Here is a 17701-nt window from a genome sequence, read left to right on the forward strand (position 1 = left end):
CAGGCAATCAGAACCACCGTTCCAGCACATAGATCGTGTCGCCGGGGCGGATGGGATGGTCGATTGGAATCCGCGCCTCGACGATCGTGCCGTTGTACTGGCGCGAGATCCGCACCATGTCCCTTGTGGCGCGTGCGGTGAACCCGCCTCCGACCGCCACCGCGGTCTGGGCCGTCAGGCCCGCGACATACGGATACTGTCCGGGCTGGTTGACTTCGCCAAGGATGAAGAAGGGCCGATAGGTGTCGACCTGAACGGAAACCGAGGGATTGCGCAGAAAGCCGTTTCGCAGTTGCGCGGTGATCGCCTGCTCGAGCTCGGGCGTGGTCAGGTAGCGGGCCCGCACGTCGCCGATCAGCGGCATCGAGAGGTTTCCGGCGGCGTCGACTATATAGGTATTGGTGAGATCCGGCTGTTCGAAGACCACGACCCGCAGGCGATCGCCCGCGTCCAGCCGGTAGGGCGCGTTCAACGCTTCCACAAAACGCTCGTCGACTTTCGGTTGGCTGGCGCAGCCCGAAAGCACCAACAAAGCGATGATCGCGATCAGTCGGAACGCACGCAACATTTGCCCCGCAGGTTCGGGTGTTTGTTATGGTTTCCGATTGGTAAGCAATCGGGGTTAAGAAAGCCTAACTTGACGCGGCCGGCCGTCGGCGGGGTAAACAGGCGGTTAACACAATAGTTACCCTATGAGGATGAAGTTCGAAGGCACTTCGCCGGGGTTCGATTCTTATGTCCGAGCACAGTACTTACGCTGGAACGCAGCCTGCCGGTGAGGCAGGCGCCGCTCCCGGCGTGCCTGTGGGCGGCATGATGGCGGCGCTCTGGCGTGCGCGGGCATGGATCGTCGTGCCCGTGATCCTTGCGAGTGCGGCAGCGGTCCTGTGGCTGTCCAGCGTGACGCCGCTCTATCGCTCTACTTCGAAGATCTTGGTGGAGAACCAGGAAACCGCCTACACGCGGCCGTCGGCAACCACCGAGGAAAGGGTTCTGCTCGACCAGGAGTCGATCAAGAGCCAGGTGCAGCTCATTCTATCGGGCGACCTGAGCCGCCTGGTGATCCGCGAGCTCGATCTCGCCAGCCTGCCCGAATTCAATCCCGATGGCGGGCCGTCGCTGACCTCCCGGATCCTGTCGGTGTTCGGAGTGACGCGCGATCCCTCCAGCATGACGAACGACGAACGTGTCCTCGACCGGTACTACGAGCGCCTCGTGGTCTATCAGGTCGACACCTCCCGGGTAATCGCGATCGAGTTTTCCTCCGAGGATCCGGAGCTTGCCGCACGCGTCGCCAACGCGATCGCCGACGGCTACATCGAGATGCAGAAGACGGCCAAGCGGGACGCTACGACGGAAGCGAGCGACTGGCTGCGCCGGCAGGTCGATTCGCTGCGGGACAAGGTGAACGAGGCCGAGCGCAAGGTCGACGAGTTCAGGACGGAGAACGGCCTGTTTTCGACGCTGCGCGGCACCGCCGAACCGCAATCGCTGTCGACGCAGCAGTTGACCGAGCTGACGACGCAGCTTGCCCTCGCGCGGGCGCAGAAGGCGGAGGCACAGGCCAAGGCCCGGCTGATCCGCGAGATGCTCGACTCGGGCCGGCCGGTGGAATCCTCCGAGGTTCTGAATTCCCCCCTGATCCAGAACCTCGTGGCCCAGCAGGTGACGCTGCGCGCGCAGATCGCCGAGTTGTCGATGACGCTGGGGCCGCGCCATCCGCGCATGCAGGAGCTCAACGCCCAGCTTGGCGATCTTCGCCAGCAGATCCGGGAAGAGGCGACCAAGTACTCGCGCGCAGCCGAGAACGATGCGGCCGTCGCCGCCGAACGCGAGCAGGATCTGCTCGCCAGCGTGGATTCGCTGGAAACCGGCGTTGCCGAATCGAATCGGGCGGAGGTGGAACTGCGCGCCCTGGAACGTGACGCCAAATCGCAACGCGACCTGCTGGAACTCCTGCTCGCCCGGTATCGGGACGCGACCGCGCGCGAAGACCTCGAAGCGCTTCCCGCCGATGCGCGCATCATTTCGCGGGCGGCGCCCGCGTCGAGCCCGTACTTCCCGAAGACGTTGGCGACGCTGCTGGCGGCGTTCCTCGGCAGTCTCATTTTGAGCTGCGGCATCGTGATTACGCTGGAACTGGTGCGCTCCGCCAATGCCTATCCCGGCGTAGGTCCCCTGCCGACCCCGATCAGGACGGACGACGCTGACGTGCCTGCGGCCGTGCCCGGCGAGTACCGGGTCATCGAGAGCAGGTCACGGCCGGCCCTGGCACCGGATCCGGAGGCGCTGGGGTCGGGTCTGGAGGACATACGCGACGAGATTGTCGTCCGCTCCGCCGGTGAGGTCGGGCATACGGTGCTGTTCACGGCGGTACGCAGGATCGGCGGCCTGCAGGCCACGGCGATGCGTCTGGCGCGGTCGATCGCGGCCCAGGGGCGGCGGGTCGTCGTGGTCGACACGGAATTTGCCGAGCAGCGGGCGGACGATGAATCGGATGACGTGCCGGGCCTTGGCGACCTGCTGAGTGGTGCGACAGACTTCGAAGAGGCGATCCAGCGGGACAAGTCCTCGCGCGTCCACGTCATTTCGGCGGGGCAGGTCGATGGCGACCCGCTGATCCTGCTCGCCTCGGGCAGGATGGATACGGTGCTCGAGGCACTGAAGCATACGTACGACGTGGTGATCCTGCTGGCGCCGGCTGTAATCCGGCACGGCGAGGCCCGGCTGCTCGCGCCGCGGGCCGATCAGGCGGTGCTGCTGCTGACAGGGTCCTCGGGAGATTCGACGGCACGCCGTGCGCAGGACCGGCTGCTGGATGCCGGGCTGGTCAACGTGGCGCTGCTGCATGTCGATGGCGATCAGGACGGGCCTCGCCTGACGGCGGCCTGATCGAAAGCCGTCGGTCTGGCGTTCCCGGTCAGTCGACCAGGGAAATCCGGTTGAGGCGGAGCCGGTTTGCGATGTCTCCGAGAAACTTCGATTGCTTGGCGGCGCGCTTGAGTCGGTAGGTGGACATCGCCGCGGCCGAGTGCAGGCGGCCGGCGGCCGACAGCGGCAGGAAGCTGTCGAACAGTCGGTCCGTGCGCGGGCACCAGGAGTCCTTGTAGGACGCTTCGCCGACGCCGAGGTCGAAGTCGGTCAGTCCGCGAGCACAGCAGCTTTCGAGGAGGTCGCGCAAAAGCACTTCCCCGGGCTGATGCTGGGCCAGATCGCCCATATCGAATGAATTGAAGATCCCGCACAGGCGGCCGCCTGCGGCCGTGCCGGCCCAGGTGGCCGCGACTTGGCCGCCAGCGTCCAGCCAGTACAGATCGAGCAGCGGTTCGCGAGTGCCAAGTCCGCGAACCGCAAGTTCGCGAAACAGGTCCATGACACCGGGGACTGCGAAGACGTTGGGCAGCGAGCGCTCCCGCATACGTTCGGCCTTCTGTTCGATGAAGGCATCGATGATCCGGTCGACCTCCTCGCGGGTTTCGACATGCCGGAGGGTGCAGCTTCCGTACTCGCTCTCGATCCGGTTTTCGCTGCGCCGAAGCTTCTTGCGCGTCGAGCCACTGCGCAATTCCGCGTAGAGCGCCTTGAAGTCCGGGCGAAGCGCCAGTGAGTAGCCGAAGCTGGGGGAGGGCTGGTTGGGCAGGTTGAGCAGCGGATTGCGGATGCCCTGCCACACCTCCGGCTGGTTGCGCAGCGACAGCGCGTCGACGCGTCCGGCGTCGCGGAGCCGGTCGAGGATGGCGTTGAGTGCCGGTTCGTCCAGGGCCGGCGCCATCTTGCGATCGTAAAGACCCAGGTTGTAGTTGGCGAACTTGCCGCCCGGCCAGCTGGCGACCCGTATCGGGCCGAAGCTCCGCACGACCAGCGGCCACAACGCCACCGTGCCGTCGCCTCCGGCGGCTGCGGCGACGACGAGTGGCTCGAGCCCCCGGTTTGCGCCGACGTGGCGGTACCACGCCTCCACCCAGTCATAGCGCTGGTAGGGGGTCGCCAGGGCTCCCTGCTCGAAGGCGCGCCACCGCTCTTCTGCCGCCTGGTATGACGTGTAGACCTGGATATCGGATACCGGCAGGGCCTGGTCGGCTTGCATCGCGCCGTAACCGATTTCGCCGCTTGTGCGCGTTAAGCCAGCCATCGTTTTGCGACTAGGTTCCCGGTTCGCGTATAGGAAGACGGATGCCTATCAGGCAATGTTTAGCGATTGGTTGGCATCGTTTGTCATTATAAGACAATCGGATTGGGCGCGTAAGAAGATGAACCGCCGAAGAACGTCGATTTTCAGGGCCGGCCTGGACACGCTGTACTATACCGGCGCGTATCGGGCGCTGGCGCCGTTCACCAGTGGCGCCGGCGTCATCTTCACGCTGCACAGCGTCGTGCCCGGCGAGCCGCCGGCCTTCGCGCCGAACCGCATACTGACCGTGACGCCGGAATTCCTGGAGGCGACGGTGAAGCGCATTCGCTCCGCCGGGTTGGACATCGTCAGCCTCGACGAGGCGCGCGAACGATTGCGGTCCGGAGGGCAGGGGCGCCGCTTCGCCTGCCTGACCTTCGACGACGGCTATCGCGACAATCTCGACCATGCCTTCCCGGTGCTGAAACGACAGGAGGCGCCGTTCGCGATCTACGTTGCCACCTGCATGCCCGACGGCACCGCGGAGCCGTGGTGGCTCGCCCTGGAGCAGGCGATCGCCGCGTCCGGATCGATCAAGGTGCCGGCCGGCGACGGTTCCGAAACGCTTGCCTGCGGCTCGGTTGAGGAAAAGTACCGGGCCTACGAGAAGGTCTACTGGCGGCTGCGCGGCCTCGGCGAGACGGAGAAGCGCGCCATGGCGCGCACCATCGCAGCGGATGCCGGCATCGACATGCCCGCGATCGTCCGCGACCTGTCGCTGACCTGGGAGGAGATCGAGTGGCTGGCCGGCGATGAACTGGTGACGATCGGCGCCCATACCATCAGCCACCCGGCGCTCGCCAGGCTGTCGGATGCCGAAGCCGAGTACGAGATCGCGGGGAGCCGCCGCCGCATCGGCGAGAAAACGGGCGTCCGCCCGCGCCATCTCGCCTATCCCTACGGCGATCCGGAGTCGGCGGGAGCGCGAGAGTTCGCGATTGCCGCGCGGCTCGGATTCGCGACAGCAGTCACCACCCGGCCCGGGGTCCTCTATCCGCAGCACGCGGGATACCTGACGGCGCTGCCGCGCGTATCGCTGAACGGCGACTACCAGTCGCTCCGCTACCTCGATCTGTTTCTCACCGGCGCGCCGTTCGCGCTGTGGAACGGGTTCAGGAAGGTCGACGCGGCCTGACCGGCGTCACGCCGCCGTGTCGCTTTGCGGCCCTCGCCGCATCCATTTGATGATCCACATCGCCGGTATCGTCCAGGCGAAGCCCGCCACCGCGAAGTAGACGAGCTGGACGATGCCGGGCAACTGCAGGATGTGGTTGGCGCCGACGACCATGGCGATTGCGACATAGATCAACACGAAGACGGTCAGTCCGCCCAGTCCCACGAATCGCCTCATGCTCTGGCACGCTCCTGACACTGCCCTGATCCACTGACGGCACCGGGAAGGCACACTCCTGGCGGCATCGTGTCACGCCGCCGGCACCCGTCTCCCCGGTTGTCCCGGAATCTCCTGCAGACTAACTAGGACCTCTGAACGCTCAAACCAAGACCGGAAGAAGAGGCACTACGGCGCATGGGTTCGGTTCGAACGGATGACCACACAACGTCGCCGGCGACGCCGCGCCAGATCGCGGCCCGCCCGATAGTCAGGTTCTGGCTCTGGAGCGTCGCTCTCTGCGTCTTCGCGATGGTCATCGTCGGCGGCGCAACGCGTTTGACCGAATCCGGCCTGGCCATCACCGAGTGGGCGCCGGTGACCGGCGCGATCCCGCCGCTGAGCCAGTCCGACTGGGTCGAAGCCTTTGAAAAATATCGGCAAATTCCGCAGTACCAGCAGCTCAACAAGGGCATGAGCCTGGACGAGTTCAAGTCGATCTACTGGTGGGAATGGGCGCATCGCTTCCTCGGCCGCTTCATCGGCGTCCTGTTCTTCGTGCCGTTCGTGTGGTTCCTGGCGACCCGGCGGGTGGAAAGGCGTCTGGTGCCGTGGCTTTGGGGCGCCTTCGTGCTCGGCGGCCTGCAGGGCGCGCTCGGCTGGTACATGGTGGCCAGCGGCCTCGTCGACCGGGTCTCGGTCAGCCAGTACCGGCTCGCCGCCCACCTCGTGCTCGCCTCGGCGATCTTCGCCTATCTCCTTTGGATCACAGAAGGAATTCGCGATCGCTCGCCCGAGGCGGCGAGCCCCCGCCGGCTCCGGACGACCGCAGTCGCAATCGTCGCACTCATATTCCTGCAGATCGTGCTCGGCGGACTGGTCGCGGGCCTCGATGCCGGCCTCACCTACCAGACGTGGCCGCTGATGGATGGCAGGTTCGTCCCGGAAGGGCTGCTGATGCAGACGCCCTGGTGGCTGAACGCGTTCGAGAACATCACGACCGTGCAGTTCGATCACAGGATGGTGGCCTACGTTCTGGTGCTGGCCACCATCTGGCATGCCGTCGATGCCAGTCGAAACGGTGGGCAAGGCCCGGCGGCGGCACGTGCTGTGTATCTTGCCGGTCTTACGCTGGGCCAGGCGGGGCTCGGCATCGCGACGCTCGTGCTCGGCATGCCCCTGTGGCTGGCGCTCGCCCATCAGGCCGGCGCCATGGTGGTGCTGGCGACGGCGGTGCTCCACGCCTATGCGCTGCATCATCCGACGGGAGCGCCCGAACCTCGTCCGGGCGCCCTCGCCGAAGCAAGGCCGCTGGAGAATATCCCCGGGTAGGTGCCCCGCGGTGGCCGAACGATCAGGCCGACGCCAGCGCCTGGTCGAGATCGGCGATGATGTCTTCCTTGTCCTCTATGCCGATCGACAGCCTGACGACGTCAGGCCCGGCTCCCGCCGATGTCTTCTGGGCGTCGGAGAGCTGCCGATGCGTCGTCGAGGCAGGGTGAATGATCAGGCTGCGGGTGTCGCCGATATTGGCGAGATGCGAGAACATCTTGACGTTGGACACGACCTTGATCCCCGCATCGTAGCCGCCCTTGACGCCGAACGTGAACACCGCTCCGGCGCCTTTCGGGCAGTATTTCTGCTGCAGCTTGTGATACCGGTCGCCGGGGAGCCCCGCATACGACACCCAGGACACCTTGGGATGGCTGGACAGGAATTCGGCCACCGCCAGTGCGTTCTCGCAATGACGCTGCATGCGAAGCGGCAGTGTCTCGATGCCGGTGGCAAGCAGGAACGCGTTGAAGGGCGAGAGCGCGGGGCCGAGGTCGCGCAGCCCGAGCACCCGGCAGGCGATCGCGAAGGCGAAGTTGCCGAACGTCTCGCCGAGTATCATGCCCTGGTAGGACTCGTTCGGCTCGGAGAGGGTGGGATAGCGTCCCTCGCGCATCCAGTTGAAGCTGCCGCCGTCGACGATGACGCCGCCGATCGAATTGCCGTGTCCGCCGAGGAACTTGGTCGCGGAGTGGATGACGATATCCGCCCCGTGCTCGAAGGGACGGCACAGGTACGGCGTGGCCAGCGTGTTGTCGACGATCAGCGGAACGCCGGCGCGGCGGGCGACCTGGGCGATGCCTTCGATGTCGACGACCACGCCGCCGGGGTTGGCGACGGACTCTATGAAGATCGCCTTGGTTTTCGGCGTCACTGCCTTCTCGAAACTGGACACGTCGGTGGAGTCGGCCCACACGACGTGCCAGTCGAACTTCTTGAAGGAATGGTTGAACTGGTTGATCGAGCCGCCGTAAAGCTGCCGGCCGGCGATGAACTCGTCGCCGGGCTCCAGCAGGGTGTGCATGGCGATCACCTGCGCGGCATGCCCCGAAGCGACCGCGAGCGCGGCGGTGCCGCCCTCCAGCGCTGCCACGCGTTCCTCGAGCACTGCGCAAGTCGGATTGCCGATTCGGGTATAGATATTGCCGAAAGCCTGCAGGCCGAACAGCGACGCGGCATGATCGACGTCCTCGAAGACGAAAGAGGTCGTCTGGTAGATGGGAGTGGCCCGTGCCCCGGTCGTGGGATCCGGCTGTGCGCCGGCATGAATGGACATCGTATTGAAGCCGGGTGCGCGCTCGTCGCTCATTGGTGTTTCTCCCGATTGGATGCGTGACTTTAACGGCGGGTGATACTGTACGCCGCCTTGTAGGGCGTCAATTTATTCCGAAGACGGAACGGTTCTGGTTTTCGACAGCGAAAGACGCTGCGTTCGGCCCGACGAAAGCGTCGCTCGACGGCTGGATATCGAGCCGCGATTCACCCCCATCCAGCCGATCTCGCCGGACAGGCGCCCGTACTCGATCTTCGGACAGCGGTTCATTACGACCCGTAGGCCTGCGGCCTCGGCCCTTGCCGCCGCGGTGTCGTTTCGCACCCCGAGCTGCATCCAGATGACCTTGGGCACGGGATCGAGCGCCAGAGCCTCGTCGACCACCGCGTCCGCCGCCTCCGACGCACGGAAGATATCGACCATGTCGATCGGCTCGGGAATGTCGGACAGGCGCGCGTAGCAGAGCTGGCCGAGTATCTCCGGGCCGGCCTGGCCGGGATTCACGGGAATCACTCGATAGCCCTTTTCCAGGAGGTACTTCATGGCGAAATAGCTCGGCCGGATATTGTTTGCGCTCGCCCCGACCATGGCGATCACCTTCACCTCGTCGAGAATGTCGCGGATGTAGTCGTCGGGGTATCGGTCGTGATTCATCGCGCCGGCGTCACTCGCCCGTCCACTGCGGAGTGCGCTTGTCCAGGAAGGCGCCGATGCCTTCCTCGGCGTCTCGGGCGAGCATGTTCTCGGTCATGATCCGGGCCGTGTAGGCATATGCCTCCGCCAGCGGCATTTCGCGCTGGCGGTAGAAGGTTTTCTTGCCGGTCCTGACCGTCAGCGGGGACTTGGCGGCAATCTGCCGGGCAAGGGCCATGGCGCTGTCCATGGCGTCGCCGGTTGCAACCACCTTGTTGATCAGTCCGATCTGCTCGGCACGACCGGCCGAAACCATGTCACCGGTCAGCAGCATTTCCATGGCGTGCTTCGGCGATACGTTGCGCGTCAGCGCCACCATCGGCGTCGAACAGAACAGCCCGATATTCACGCCCGGCGTCGCGAACCGCGCGCTTTCGCCGGCGACTGCAAGGTCGCATGTCGCAACCAGCTGGCAGCCGGCCGCGGTAGCTATTCCTTCCACGGATGCGATGACGGGCTTCGGACAGGCGACGATTGCCTGCATGACGGTGCTGCACTTGGCGAAGATGCGCTCGAAGTAGGCTCGGCCGCGGTCACCCGCCGAGCGGGCCTCGGTCATCTCGCGCAAATCGTGACCGGCACAGAATGCCGGCGGCGCGCCGGTGAGGACGATAGCCTTGACGGTGCGGTCCGGCGTGATCGTCTCGAACGCAGCGGCAAGTGCGTCGACGAGGGATTCCGACAGAGAATTGCGGGCTGCGGCCCGGTTCAGCGTCAGGATCGCGACCTCGCCGTCCCGATCCGTCAGCAGTGGGCCGTCCGACGTCGCCGGGGCGTCGTCGCTCCGTGTTGCTTCAGGCATCATTCCGGTACGCTATTCCGCGTCGGCGATAGATCTGATCTGGTCCGCATACTGAGAGACGATCTCGATATTGCCGGCCGGCGGCCGGAGCTGGCTGATCTGCGCCATCTGCTGTTCCAGCATCGTGATCAGCTGCTCTTTCTGGCTGTCGGGAATGCTCTTGTCGCCTTTGATCTGGGCGATCGCCTCGGCCATTTCGCTGTCGACGCTGCCGCCGCCCTCGCCACGCTCCGAGAACGAGTAGGCCAGCATCACCGAATAGGCGACCTGGACCCATTGCTCGAGCGAAGAAATTCCGTGGCTCTGCACGATCCCCTCCATCTGGCCACGGGCGTCCGCATACTGGGAGAAGCCGGTGACGAAACTCGAGGGGTCTTCCGGGTCGGCGTTCACCTTGCCGTACTTCTGTTCGAGCCGGGCGCCGAGAGCCTCCAGTTCCGGGTAGCTCGCGATGAACCCCTCGACCAGTTCCGGCGTGAGCTGGACCTGCGGGGGCAGTTGCTGATCCTGGGCGAGGGCGGCTCTCTCGTTGCCGGGCACGGCGAAGGCGAGAGCCAGCGCGGCGGCGAGGGTGAAGGAACGGAACAGTCTGATCATTCTTCAATATCCTTGGCTGTACCGGCTCGGACTCAAAACGGCGTATCCCGAGGGCCACCGCACCTTTGGAACTCTTGCGACGACCGCGACCGGCATGTCAAAGCAGGCGCGACATCGGCAGCAAAGCGGGGCAATCCTATGGCGGACGTCGGCGAAACGCCACTGCGAATGAACGTTACGGAGGTTCAGGAATTCCTCGATACCGAATTTCCGCAGATGAACCACGGCGGCAAGACGTTCTCGATCGAAAGCGTTCGCCCCCGCGGCGCCGTCGTGCGCATGCAGTACCATGACCGTCACATTCGACCGGGCGGGACCATCTCCGGCCCGTCCATGATGGCGCTCGCCGACTATGCGATGTACGTGGCGCTGCTCGCCGGCCTCGGGCCGGTGGCGCTGGCCGTGACCACGAACCTGTCGATCAATTTCCTTCGAAAGCCGGGGCCGAGGGACATGCTGGCCGATTGCGAGGTGATGAAGCTCGGGAGCCGGCTCGCCGTCGGCGAGGTCCGCCTGACGTCGGAAGGTTCGGACGAAATCGTCGCGCATGTCGTGTGCACCTACGCCATCCCGCCCGAGAAATGAGGTAATATAATACCGCTTTCCTAAGGTGCTGGATTTACGTGCTAATTCTGGCCGTGTGTCGGCACAAACTGCTTGACTGGTGGAGGCGGCGAGGCTACATACCCGCGCTGACAAGGCACCCGGCAGTTCAACCGTAGCCGGGCGCCGCTTTGCATGCGCCGGTACTGACCGGCGATCGGACATCCGACAGGTGAATACATGAAGACCTATTCGGCGAAACCGGCCGAGGTTGAGAAGCAGTGGATAGTGATCGACGGTGACGGCCTCGTCGTCGGCCGGCTAGCCACGCTGATCGCCACCCGGCTGCGCGGCAAGCACAAGGCCATCTTCACCCCGCACGTCGATTGCGGCGACAACGTCGTCGTGGTCAATGCGGACAAGGTGGTGCTGACCGGCCGCAAGCGCGAGAACAAGACCTATTACTGGCACACCGGGTATCCCGGCGGCATCAAGGAACGCAAGGCTGGCCAGATTCTCGACGGCAAGCACCCCGAGCGGGTGGTCGAGAAGGCCGTCGAGCGGATGCTGCCGCGCGGACCGCTCGGTCGCCAGCAGCTCAAGAACCTTCGGGTCTATGCCGGCCCGGACCATCCCCATGAGGCCCAGCAGCCCGTCAAGCTCGACGTGGCCGCCCTCAATCCCAAGAACGTCAGGATCTTTTGAGCATGAGCGAGACCGAAATCCAGTCGCTCGAGGACCTCGGCAGCGCCCTCGGCCAGGGAGCCGAAGCCAACGAGGCTCCGGTTTACGAGCAGAAGCTTGACGCCCAGGGACGCGCCTATGCCACCGGCAAGCGTAAGGACGCGGTCGCCCGCGTCTGGGTCAAGCCAGGAAACGGCGCCATTACGGTGAACGGCAAGGAACTCGCGACCTATTTCGCCCGGCCCGTCCTGCGCATGGTGCTGCAGCAGCCGCTGGTGGCTGCCAACCGGCAGAACCAGTACGACGTGGTGTGCACGGTCACTGGTGGCGGCCTGTCCGGCCAGGCCGGCGCGGTTCGCCACGGCCTCTCCAAGGCGCTGACCAACTTCGAGCCGGATCTGCGGCCGATCCTCAAGAAGGGCGGCTTCCTTACCCGCGACTCCCGCGTCGTCGAGCGCAAGAAGTACGGCAAGCGCAAGGCACGCCGCAGCTTCCAGTTCTCGAAGCGCTGACCGTCAGGGCAGGGCAGCGCAGGATTATCGAAAGGGCGCCCTCCGGGCGCCCTTCTCGTATGTGCTTCACGGAATAGTCTGAAACGGTTTGAGACGGAGACAGTCATGACCACGACACGGGTCGCGATATTGGGCGCAAGCGGATACACCGGAGCGGAACTGGTCCGCCTGCTGGCGCGCCATCCGTCGATGGAGATCGTCGCGATCACCGCCGACCGGAAGGCCGGCCAGGAGATGGCTGACGTCTTCCCGCACCTGGCGATCCTCGACCTGCCGGCGCTGACGTCGATCGACGAGGTCGACTGGGCCGGTGTCGACGCGGTGTTCTGCGCGTTGCCGCACGCGACGACGCAGAAGGTCATCGCGGGACTTCCCGAACGGCTCAAGGTCGTCGACCTGTCGGCCGACTTCCGGCTGGAGGATCCGGAGGCCTACGCGAAGTGGTACGGCCACGAGCATTCCGAGATCGAGCTCCAGAAGGAGGTCGTCTACGGCCTGCCCGAGTTCTACCGCGACCGGATCAGGGATGCGCGGATCGTCGCCAACACCGGGTGTTACGTCGCCACCGCGCTGATCCCGCTGATACCGGTGTTCAGGGCCGGTCTCGCCGACCCTGACTGGGTCGTCATCGATGCCAAGTCCGGGGTTTCCGGGGCCGGCCGCTCGGCGAAGGAAGCCAACCTGTTCACCGAGGTGTCGGAAGGGTTCCACGCCTATTCGGTGGCCGCTCACCGCCATATGGGCGAGATCGATCAGGAACTGTCCAAGGCGGCCGGCAGATCGGTCGTGGCGACCTTCACACCGCATCTGCTGCCGCAGAACCGGGGGATCCTGGCGACCACCTATCTCAAGGCGGACGCCGAGGCGGTCCACGCCCACCTGTCGAAGCAGTTCGCCGGCGAGCCGTTCGTCCACGTTCTGCCATTTGGCAAGACCCCGGCGACCCGGCACGTGCGCGGTTCGAACCACTGCCTGATCGGCGTCGTCGCGGACCGCCAGCAGGGCCGCACCATCGTGATCTCTGTCCTCGACAACCTGGTCAAGGGTGCCAGCGGACAGGCGATCCAGAACATGAACCTGATGCTGGGCCTGCCCGAGACCACCGGCCTGGAACAGTTGCCGCTGTTCCCGTGAACGCCGGCCGCCGAGGCGCTATAGCCTGAGCATCACAAGACCGACGATAACGACGGCCACGGACACGGTCCGGGCCGTCGTCAGCCGTTCGCCGAGGAAGACGACGCCGATCAGCACGGCCATGACGACGCTCGTCTCCCGCAAAGCGGCGACGAGGGCGATCGGCGCCACAGTCATCGCCCAGATCACGATGGCGTAGGCACCGATCGACAAGGCGCCGGCCGTCATTCCCGCCTTCCAGTTCTCCGAAAACATCGCACCGATGCCGCGGCCGCGCCGGACTGCGGCATAGATGAGCAGCGGCAAGCCATCCAGGACGAACAGCCATGCCGTGTAGGCCAGCGCGTCTCCGGAGGTCCGTGCGCCAAGGCCGTCGGATATCGTGTAGCCGCCGATGAAGAGCGATGTGGACAGGGCGTAGATCGCGCCTTTCGGGGCCTCGATCAGGACCCTCAGACCGCGATCGAAGGTCAGCGCGATGATGCCGCCGCCTAGCACGACGATGCCGAGGATCGTGGTGGTGCCGAGCGGTTCGTCGAGCAGCGTGAGGCTTGCGGCCAGGGTCATCAGCGGCGCTGCGCCGCGCGCCAGGGGATAGACCTTGCCGAGTTCGCCGTGCGCGTACGCATTGGCCAGGAAGACGTTGTAGCCGACATGCAGGAGCATCGACGCGGCCAGCCACGGCCAGGCGTCGACGGGCGGCGGCGGCAGGAAGACGACGGCGGGCAGGGCGAACAGCGCGCCGAAGGTCGCCAGCAGCGTGACGACCGCGAGGCGGTCCCCCTTGATCCGGACGATGGCGTTCCAGCTGGCGTGCAGGACGGCCGAGAACAGGACGAGGAGGGCGACGGACAGTGTCACGGGTCGGGCGGACTGTGGGAAGGTGGCGCCGACACCTACCGCACTGTCATCGAGACGTCACACAAAATCCGTTGGCCGATGGACGTTCAGCTCTGCTTGCGCACGTAGCTGCCGGGGGCGTCCTCGATGGGCTTGTACTTTCGGCTCCCGGGCTTGCGGGCGGGCACCGTTTCCTTGTTCTGTTTCGTTACCCATGCCTGCCAGTCGGGCCACCACGAACCGGGCTTCTCCTTGGCCTTGGCAAGCCACTTCTCGTATTCGCCCGCAGGCTTTGGGCCGGTCCAGTACTGGTACTTGTGCTTCTCGGGGGGATTGACCACGCCGGCGATGTGGCCGGAGCCGGCGAGCACGAAGCGGACCGGTCCGCCGAAGAAGCGGGAGCCGACGAATACCGATTTTGCCGGGGCTATGTGATCCTCCCGGGTGGCGAGATTGTAGACGGGGATGCGGATCCTCGAGAGGTCGAGCCGTTCGCCGCCGATCTCCATTTCCCCCTTCGAGAGGCGGTTCTCCAGGTAGCAGTTGCGAAGATAGAAGCTGTGATTCGCCGCCGGCATGTGCGTCGAATCCGAGTTCCAGTAGAGCAGGTCGAAGGGGAACGGAGCGCGCCCCCGAAGGTAGTTGTTCACCATATAGGGCCAGATCAGGTCGTTCGACCGGAGCAGGTTGAAGGCCATCGCCATGCGCCGGCCCTCCAGGTAGCCGCGCTGCGCCATGTCCTCTTCCACCGCGCGTATCTGATCCTCGTCGACGAAGACCTTCAGGTCGCCGGCATGGGTGAAGTCGACCTGCGCCGTCAGCAAGGTGACGCTCGCGATCCGCTCGTCGCCCCTGGCGGCCATGTGGGCGAGCGTGGCGGCCAGAAGGGTGCCTCCGACGCAGTATCCGGCTGCATTGATCCGATCCTCGCCGGTTATCTCTTCGACGATGTCCACCGCGGTGAGGATGCCCTCGCGCATGTATTCCTCGAAGGACTTGCGCGCCAGATGCCCGTCCGGATTGACCCAGGAGATGCAGAAGACCGTGTGGCCCTGATCGATCAGCCAGCGGAACAAGGACTTCTCCGGCGTCAGGTCGAGGATGTAGAACTTGTTGATCCACGGCGGCACCATCAGGAACGGCCGCTTCAGCACCGTTTCCGTCGTCGGCGAGTACTGGATCAGCTGCATCAACTCGTTCTGGAAGATCACCTTTCCCGGTGACAGGGCCAGGTTCTTGCCGACCTCGAACTTGGTGGGATCGGATTGGCGGATCTTCAGTTCGCCCTTGCCGAGCCTGATGTCCTCGGCGAGCATCTTCATTCCGCGGACGAGGTTCTCGCCGTTGGTCTCCAGCGTCTCCTGCAGCAATTCGGGATTGGTGAGCACGAAATTCGACGGCGAGATCGCGTTCGCGATCTGCCTGACATAGAACTGCGCCTTGTGGCGGGTGTGTTCGTCGATATCCTCCGTCTGGTCGACGATCGACTCCGCCCAGTCCGCCGTCAGGAGATAGGCGTCCTTGAGGAAGCCGAACATGGGATGCGTCTGCCACGATGGGTCGGCGAACCGCTTGTCGGCGGCGGCCGGTTGCGACGGCTCCTCGTCGTCCTGGCCGGCCTGGCGACGAAGCGCCCTGGTCCAGAGGTCGAGGTATCCCGTCCACAGCCTGGTCTGGGCCTCGACGGCCCTCTGGGGATCCGACAGCCACTTCTCGGCGATCTGCGACAGCGTCTTTGCGGCAAGGGTCATTTCCTCCGCGAAGATGAGCTTGGCCTCTCCCGTCTCGCGCGGACCCAGGAAGGCCGCCATGGCCTTGCCTCCCTCCTCGGCGAGGCGGGCCATGTTCTGCGCGAACGCTTCGGGATCGCGCACCGCGAAGGCCTGTTCGGGGTTTTCCCTGATATCGGTCATGACCCACCCGCTTGTCTGTTTCCGGATCGCCGGCGTCCGGATGTCGTTTTGATCCGCTCGCGCACTCTGGCACGTCCCACGGTTGTCGACGGCCGACGTCCCCGTTTTGACATATTGGATTCCTACAGCCAAATGCACGGGCGGGACGGCGATTGTGGGGCACGTGCCGGTTCGCACCAAAGTGCAGGTGTCGCACGTCGGTGCAATGAAAATTGGATTAGCGGATCATGAAATTGCGTACCGGCAGCGGGAGGCTCGTCTCGATCGTCATCCTGGCGGCAACGTTGCTGGGCGGCCTGTCGGCGTGCGAATCCGGGCCGAGCATGGAACGGCTGGCTCCAAAGATGCCGAAGCTCAGGGCGGACGTCCCCGAAACCCGGCATCCGGAGTCAGTCAACGGCGTGTTTCCCAATATCAACAACGCGCCTGATCGGCCCTCCGTCGTACGGTCCGAGCAGGAACTTGCGACCATCGAGGATTCGCTTGAGAAAGACGGCCAGTCGCATGTTAAACAGGCGGTCAAGCGGATCACGGGCGTGGAAACCGACGAAGACGTCGCCGAAGATGCCGGTGAAACGCCCGGTTCCTCGACCGATGCCGCCGCTGACCAGCCGACAGACATCAAACCGCCGGATTGAGCCATGAGCGAATTCCACAAGACCAGGCGCTTGCCGCCCTACGTTTTCGAGCAGGTCAACCGTCTGAAGGCCAGCGCACGCGCAGCAGGCGCCGACATAGTGGATCTCGGGATGGGCAACCCGGATCTCCCGACGCCGCACCATATCGTCGACAAGCTGGTGGAGACGATCGCCGATCCGCGCACGCACCGTTACTCGAGCTCGAAGGGCATCCCCGGCCTGCGGCGTGCGCAGGCGGCCTATTACCAACGGCGCTTCGGGGTGAAGCTCGATCCGGAGACACAGGTCGTTGCGACGATCGGTTCCAAGGAGGGGTTCGCCAACATCGCACAGGCGATCACGGCTCCGGGCGACGTCTTGCTTGTGCCGAACCCGACCTATCCGATCCATCAGTTCGGCTTCATCATCTCCGGCGGCGTCATACGGCAACTGCCGGCGCGCCCTGACGAGGAGTTCCTCCGGGCAATGGACCGGGCGATGACCTATTCGGTGCCCAAGCCGATTGCCGTGGTGCTGAATTACCCCGCCAATCCGACGGGTTACGTCGCGAGCCTGGATTTCTACAAGGAAGTCGTCGCCTACGCCCGCAGGAACGACCTGTTCATTCTGTCGGATCTGGCCTACGCCGAGATCTACTTCGGCGACACGCCGCCGCCTTCGGTGCTCGAGGTCCCGGGGGCGATCGACGTGGCCGTCGAATTCTCCTCCCTGTCCAAGACCTTTTCGATGCCCGGCTGGCGGATCGGCTTTGCGGTTGGCAACGAAAGGCTCCTGTCGGCCCTGGCACGGGTCAAGTCGTATCTCGACTACGGCGCCTTCACCCCGGTGCAGGTCGCTGGAGCCGCGGCGCTCAACGGGCCGGCGACGGTCGTCGACGAGATTCGCGACGTCTACCGCCACCGTCGCGACGTGCTGGTGGAATCCTTCGCCCGCGCAGGGTGGCCCCTGCCGGCGCCGGAGGCGACGATGTTCGCATGGGCGCCGATCCCGGAGAAGTTCCGCCATATCGGATCCCTGGAATTCTCCAAGCTGCTGGTGGAGAAGGCGGAGGTCGCGGTGGCGCCCGGCATCGGCTTCGGAGAGGACGGCGAGGGCTTCGTGCGCATCGCACTGGTGGAGAACGAGCAACGGATCCGGCAGGCCGCCCGCAACGTGCGCCGCTTCCTTGCCACGGCGGATGAAACCATGCACAACGTCGTCGCGCTCGGGGCGACTCGCGGCTAACTCGCGGGCGTGCAC

The 17701-nt window shown here is 65.1% G+C and carries 18 protein-coding genes; 9 read left to right on the forward strand and 9 right to left on the reverse strand.

Annotation, left to right across the window (positions count from 1 at the left end; all coding sequences use genetic code 11):
* Positions 1 to 7: 7 nt before the first annotated feature.
* Positions 8 to 568: a polysaccharide biosynthesis/export family protein gene (locus V3328_RS19710; protein WP_340331426.1), complete on the reverse strand. Its 561-nt coding sequence runs from the start codon at positions 566 to 568 to the stop codon at positions 8 to 10.
* 167 nt (positions 569 to 735) lie between these two features.
* On the opposite strand from V3328_RS19710, the gene V3328_RS19715 reads away from it, so the two are divergent.
* Entirely contained in the window at positions 736 to 2892 is a 2157-nt protein-coding gene (locus V3328_RS19715) for a GumC family protein (RefSeq protein WP_340331427.1), read from the forward strand.
* A gap of 28 nt (positions 2893 to 2920) precedes the next feature.
* Here the strand turns inward: V3328_RS19715 and V3328_RS19720 are convergent, their stop codons facing one another.
* On the reverse strand, positions 2921 to 4087 hold the full coding sequence (locus tag V3328_RS19720) for a GNAT family N-acetyltransferase (protein WP_340331428.1): 1167 nt from the start codon (positions 4085 to 4087) through the stop codon (positions 2921 to 2923).
* 163 nt (positions 4088 to 4250) lie between these two features.
* Here V3328_RS19720 and V3328_RS19725 point away from each other — a divergent pair, with 163 nt between their 5' ends.
* Complete coding sequence (locus tag V3328_RS19725) at positions 4251 to 5306, forward strand: polysaccharide deacetylase family protein (protein ID WP_340331429.1); 1056 nt, start codon at positions 4251 to 4253, stop codon at positions 5304 to 5306.
* A gap of 6 nt (positions 5307 to 5312) precedes the next feature.
* Here the strand turns inward: V3328_RS19725 and V3328_RS19730 are convergent, their stop codons facing one another.
* Positions 5313 to 5522 carry a DUF2842 domain-containing protein gene (locus V3328_RS19730; protein WP_340331430.1) on the reverse strand — a complete coding sequence of 70 codons (210 nt, stop codon included), beginning with the start codon at positions 5520 to 5522 and terminating at the stop codon, positions 5313 to 5315.
* A 177-nt stretch (positions 5523 to 5699) separates the two neighbouring features.
* Between V3328_RS19730 and V3328_RS19735 the strand changes: the two genes are divergently transcribed.
* Positions 5700 to 6833 carry a COX15/CtaA family protein gene (locus V3328_RS19735; RefSeq protein ID WP_340331431.1) on the forward strand — a complete coding sequence of 378 codons (1134 nt, stop codon included), beginning with the start codon at positions 5700 to 5702 and terminating at the stop codon, positions 6831 to 6833.
* 22 nt (positions 6834 to 6855) lie between these two features.
* Here V3328_RS19735 and V3328_RS19740 read toward each other — a convergent pair whose 3' ends face one another.
* The 4 genes from V3328_RS19740 to V3328_RS19755 all read right to left on the reverse strand — a co-directional run bounded on the left by V3328_RS19740 (position 6856) and on the right by V3328_RS19755 (position 10198).
* On the reverse strand, positions 6856 to 8142 hold the full coding sequence (locus tag V3328_RS19740; protein ID WP_340331432.1) for an O-acetylhomoserine aminocarboxypropyltransferase: 1287 nt from the start codon (positions 8140 to 8142) through the stop codon (positions 6856 to 6858).
* 72 nt (positions 8143 to 8214) lie between these two features.
* On the reverse strand, positions 8215 to 8760 hold the full coding sequence (locus V3328_RS19745; RefSeq protein ID WP_340331433.1) for a CoA-binding protein: 546 nt from the start codon (positions 8758 to 8760) through the stop codon (positions 8215 to 8217).
* Between the two features lie 10 nt (positions 8761 to 8770).
* Entirely contained in the window at positions 8771 to 9604 is an 834-nt protein-coding gene (locus tag V3328_RS19750) for an enoyl-CoA hydratase (RefSeq protein WP_340331434.1), read from the reverse strand.
* Positions 9605 to 9613: 9 nt separating this feature from the next.
* Positions 9614 to 10198, reverse strand: coding sequence for a hypothetical protein (locus V3328_RS19755; RefSeq protein ID WP_340331435.1), 585 nt, complete (start codon positions 10196 to 10198; stop codon positions 9614 to 9616).
* A gap of 168 nt (positions 10199 to 10366) precedes the next feature.
* Here V3328_RS19755 and V3328_RS19760 point away from each other — a divergent pair, with 168 nt between their 5' ends.
* The 4 genes from V3328_RS19760 (at position 10367) to argC (ending at position 13071) form a co-directional block, all read left to right on the forward strand.
* Positions 10367 to 10783, forward strand: coding sequence for a PaaI family thioesterase (locus tag V3328_RS19760; RefSeq protein WP_340331436.1), 417 nt, complete (start codon positions 10367 to 10369; stop codon positions 10781 to 10783).
* A gap of 198 nt (positions 10784 to 10981) precedes the next feature.
* The gene (gene rplM, locus V3328_RS19765; protein ID WP_340331437.1) at positions 10982 to 11446 is read left to right on the forward strand and encodes a 50S ribosomal protein L13; all 465 of its coding nucleotides are present in this window, start codon (positions 10982 to 10984) and stop codon (positions 11444 to 11446) included.
* A 2-nt stretch (positions 11447 to 11448) separates the two neighbouring features.
* Positions 11449 to 11937 carry a 30S ribosomal protein S9 gene (rpsI, locus tag V3328_RS19770; RefSeq protein WP_340331438.1) on the forward strand — a complete coding sequence of 163 codons (489 nt, stop codon included), beginning with the start codon at positions 11449 to 11451 and terminating at the stop codon, positions 11935 to 11937.
* Between the two features lie 105 nt (positions 11938 to 12042).
* Positions 12043 to 13071, forward strand: a complete 1029-nt coding sequence (argC, locus tag V3328_RS19775) for an N-acetyl-gamma-glutamyl-phosphate reductase (protein WP_340331439.1) — start codon at positions 12043 to 12045, stop codon at positions 13069 to 13071.
* 18 nt (positions 13072 to 13089) lie between these two features.
* Here argC and V3328_RS19780 read toward each other — a convergent pair whose 3' ends face one another.
* Positions 13090 to 13932: an EamA family transporter gene (locus V3328_RS19780; protein WP_340331440.1), complete on the reverse strand. Its 843-nt coding sequence runs from the start codon at positions 13930 to 13932 to the stop codon at positions 13090 to 13092.
* 86 nt (positions 13933 to 14018) lie between these two features.
* On the reverse strand, positions 14019 to 15824 hold the full coding sequence (locus V3328_RS19785; RefSeq protein ID WP_340331441.1) for a PHA/PHB synthase family protein: 1806 nt from the start codon (positions 15822 to 15824) through the stop codon (positions 14019 to 14021).
* A 227-nt stretch (positions 15825 to 16051) separates the two neighbouring features.
* Between V3328_RS19785 and V3328_RS19790 the strand changes: the two genes are divergently transcribed.
* Positions 16052 to 16462, forward strand: coding sequence for a hypothetical protein (locus V3328_RS19790; RefSeq protein ID WP_340331442.1), 411 nt, complete (start codon positions 16052 to 16054; stop codon positions 16460 to 16462).
* A gap of 3 nt (positions 16463 to 16465) precedes the next feature.
* A complete protein-coding gene (locus tag V3328_RS19795; RefSeq protein ID WP_340331443.1) occupies positions 16466 to 17686 on the forward strand; it encodes an LL-diaminopimelate aminotransferase in 1221 nt (406 codons plus the stop codon).
* Positions 17687 to 17701 lie beyond the last annotated feature (15 nt).

It is taken from the genome of Microbaculum marinum (genome assembly GCF_037855135.1).
In the GTDB taxonomy this organism is placed as follows: domain Bacteria; phylum Pseudomonadota; class Alphaproteobacteria; order Rhizobiales; family Tepidamorphaceae; genus Microbaculum; species Microbaculum marinum.

What these genes read in the sequence shown, in the direction of transcription:
- V3328_RS19710 (WP_340331426.1), bottom strand. Translation starts at nt 568, where the DNA reads ATGTTGCGTGCGTTCCGACTGATCGCGATCATCGCTTTGTTGGTGCTT.
- V3328_RS19735 (WP_340331431.1), top strand. Translation starts at nt 5,700, where the DNA reads ATGGGTTCGGTTCGAACGGATGACCACACAACGTCGCCGGCGACGCCG.
- rplM (WP_340331437.1), top strand. Translation starts at nt 10,982, where the DNA reads ATGAAGACCTATTCGGCGAAACCGGCCGAGGTTGAGAAGCAGTGGATA.
- argC (WP_340331439.1), top strand. Translation starts at nt 12,043, where the DNA reads ATGACCACGACACGGGTCGCGATATTGGGCGCAAGCGGATACACCGGA.
- V3328_RS19715 (WP_340331427.1), top strand. Translation starts at nt 736, where the DNA reads ATGTCCGAGCACAGTACTTACGCTGGAACGCAGCCTGCCGGTGAGGCA.
- V3328_RS19760 (WP_340331436.1), top strand. Translation starts at nt 10,367, where the DNA reads ATGAACGTTACGGAGGTTCAGGAATTCCTCGATACCGAATTTCCGCAG.
- V3328_RS19740 (WP_340331432.1), bottom strand. Translation starts at nt 8,142, where the DNA reads ATGAGCGACGAGCGCGCACCCGGCTTCAATACGATGTCCATTCATGCC.
- V3328_RS19785 (WP_340331441.1), bottom strand. Translation starts at nt 15,824, where the DNA reads ATGACCGATATCAGGGAAAACCCCGAACAGGCCTTCGCGGTGCGCGAT.
- rpsI (WP_340331438.1), top strand. Translation starts at nt 11,449, where the DNA reads ATGAGCGAGACCGAAATCCAGTCGCTCGAGGACCTCGGCAGCGCCCTC.
- V3328_RS19725 (WP_340331429.1), top strand. Translation starts at nt 4,251, where the DNA reads ATGAACCGCCGAAGAACGTCGATTTTCAGGGCCGGCCTGGACACGCTG.
- V3328_RS19750 (WP_340331434.1), bottom strand. Translation starts at nt 9,604, where the DNA reads ATGATGCCTGAAGCAACACGGAGCGACGACGCCCCGGCGACGTCGGAC.
- V3328_RS19745 (WP_340331433.1), bottom strand. Translation starts at nt 8,760, where the DNA reads ATGAATCACGACCGATACCCCGACGACTACATCCGCGACATTCTCGAC.
- V3328_RS19720 (WP_340331428.1), bottom strand. Translation starts at nt 4,087, where the DNA reads ATGCAAGCCGACCAGGCCCTGCCGGTATCCGATATCCAGGTCTACACG.
- V3328_RS19755 (WP_340331435.1), bottom strand. Translation starts at nt 10,198, where the DNA reads ATGATCAGACTGTTCCGTTCCTTCACCCTCGCCGCCGCGCTGGCTCTC.
- V3328_RS19795 (WP_340331443.1), top strand. Translation starts at nt 16,466, where the DNA reads ATGAGCGAATTCCACAAGACCAGGCGCTTGCCGCCCTACGTTTTCGAG.
- V3328_RS19790 (WP_340331442.1), top strand. Translation starts at nt 16,052, where the DNA reads ATGAAATTGCGTACCGGCAGCGGGAGGCTCGTCTCGATCGTCATCCTG.
- V3328_RS19730 (WP_340331430.1), bottom strand. Translation starts at nt 5,522, where the DNA reads ATGAGGCGATTCGTGGGACTGGGCGGACTGACCGTCTTCGTGTTGATC.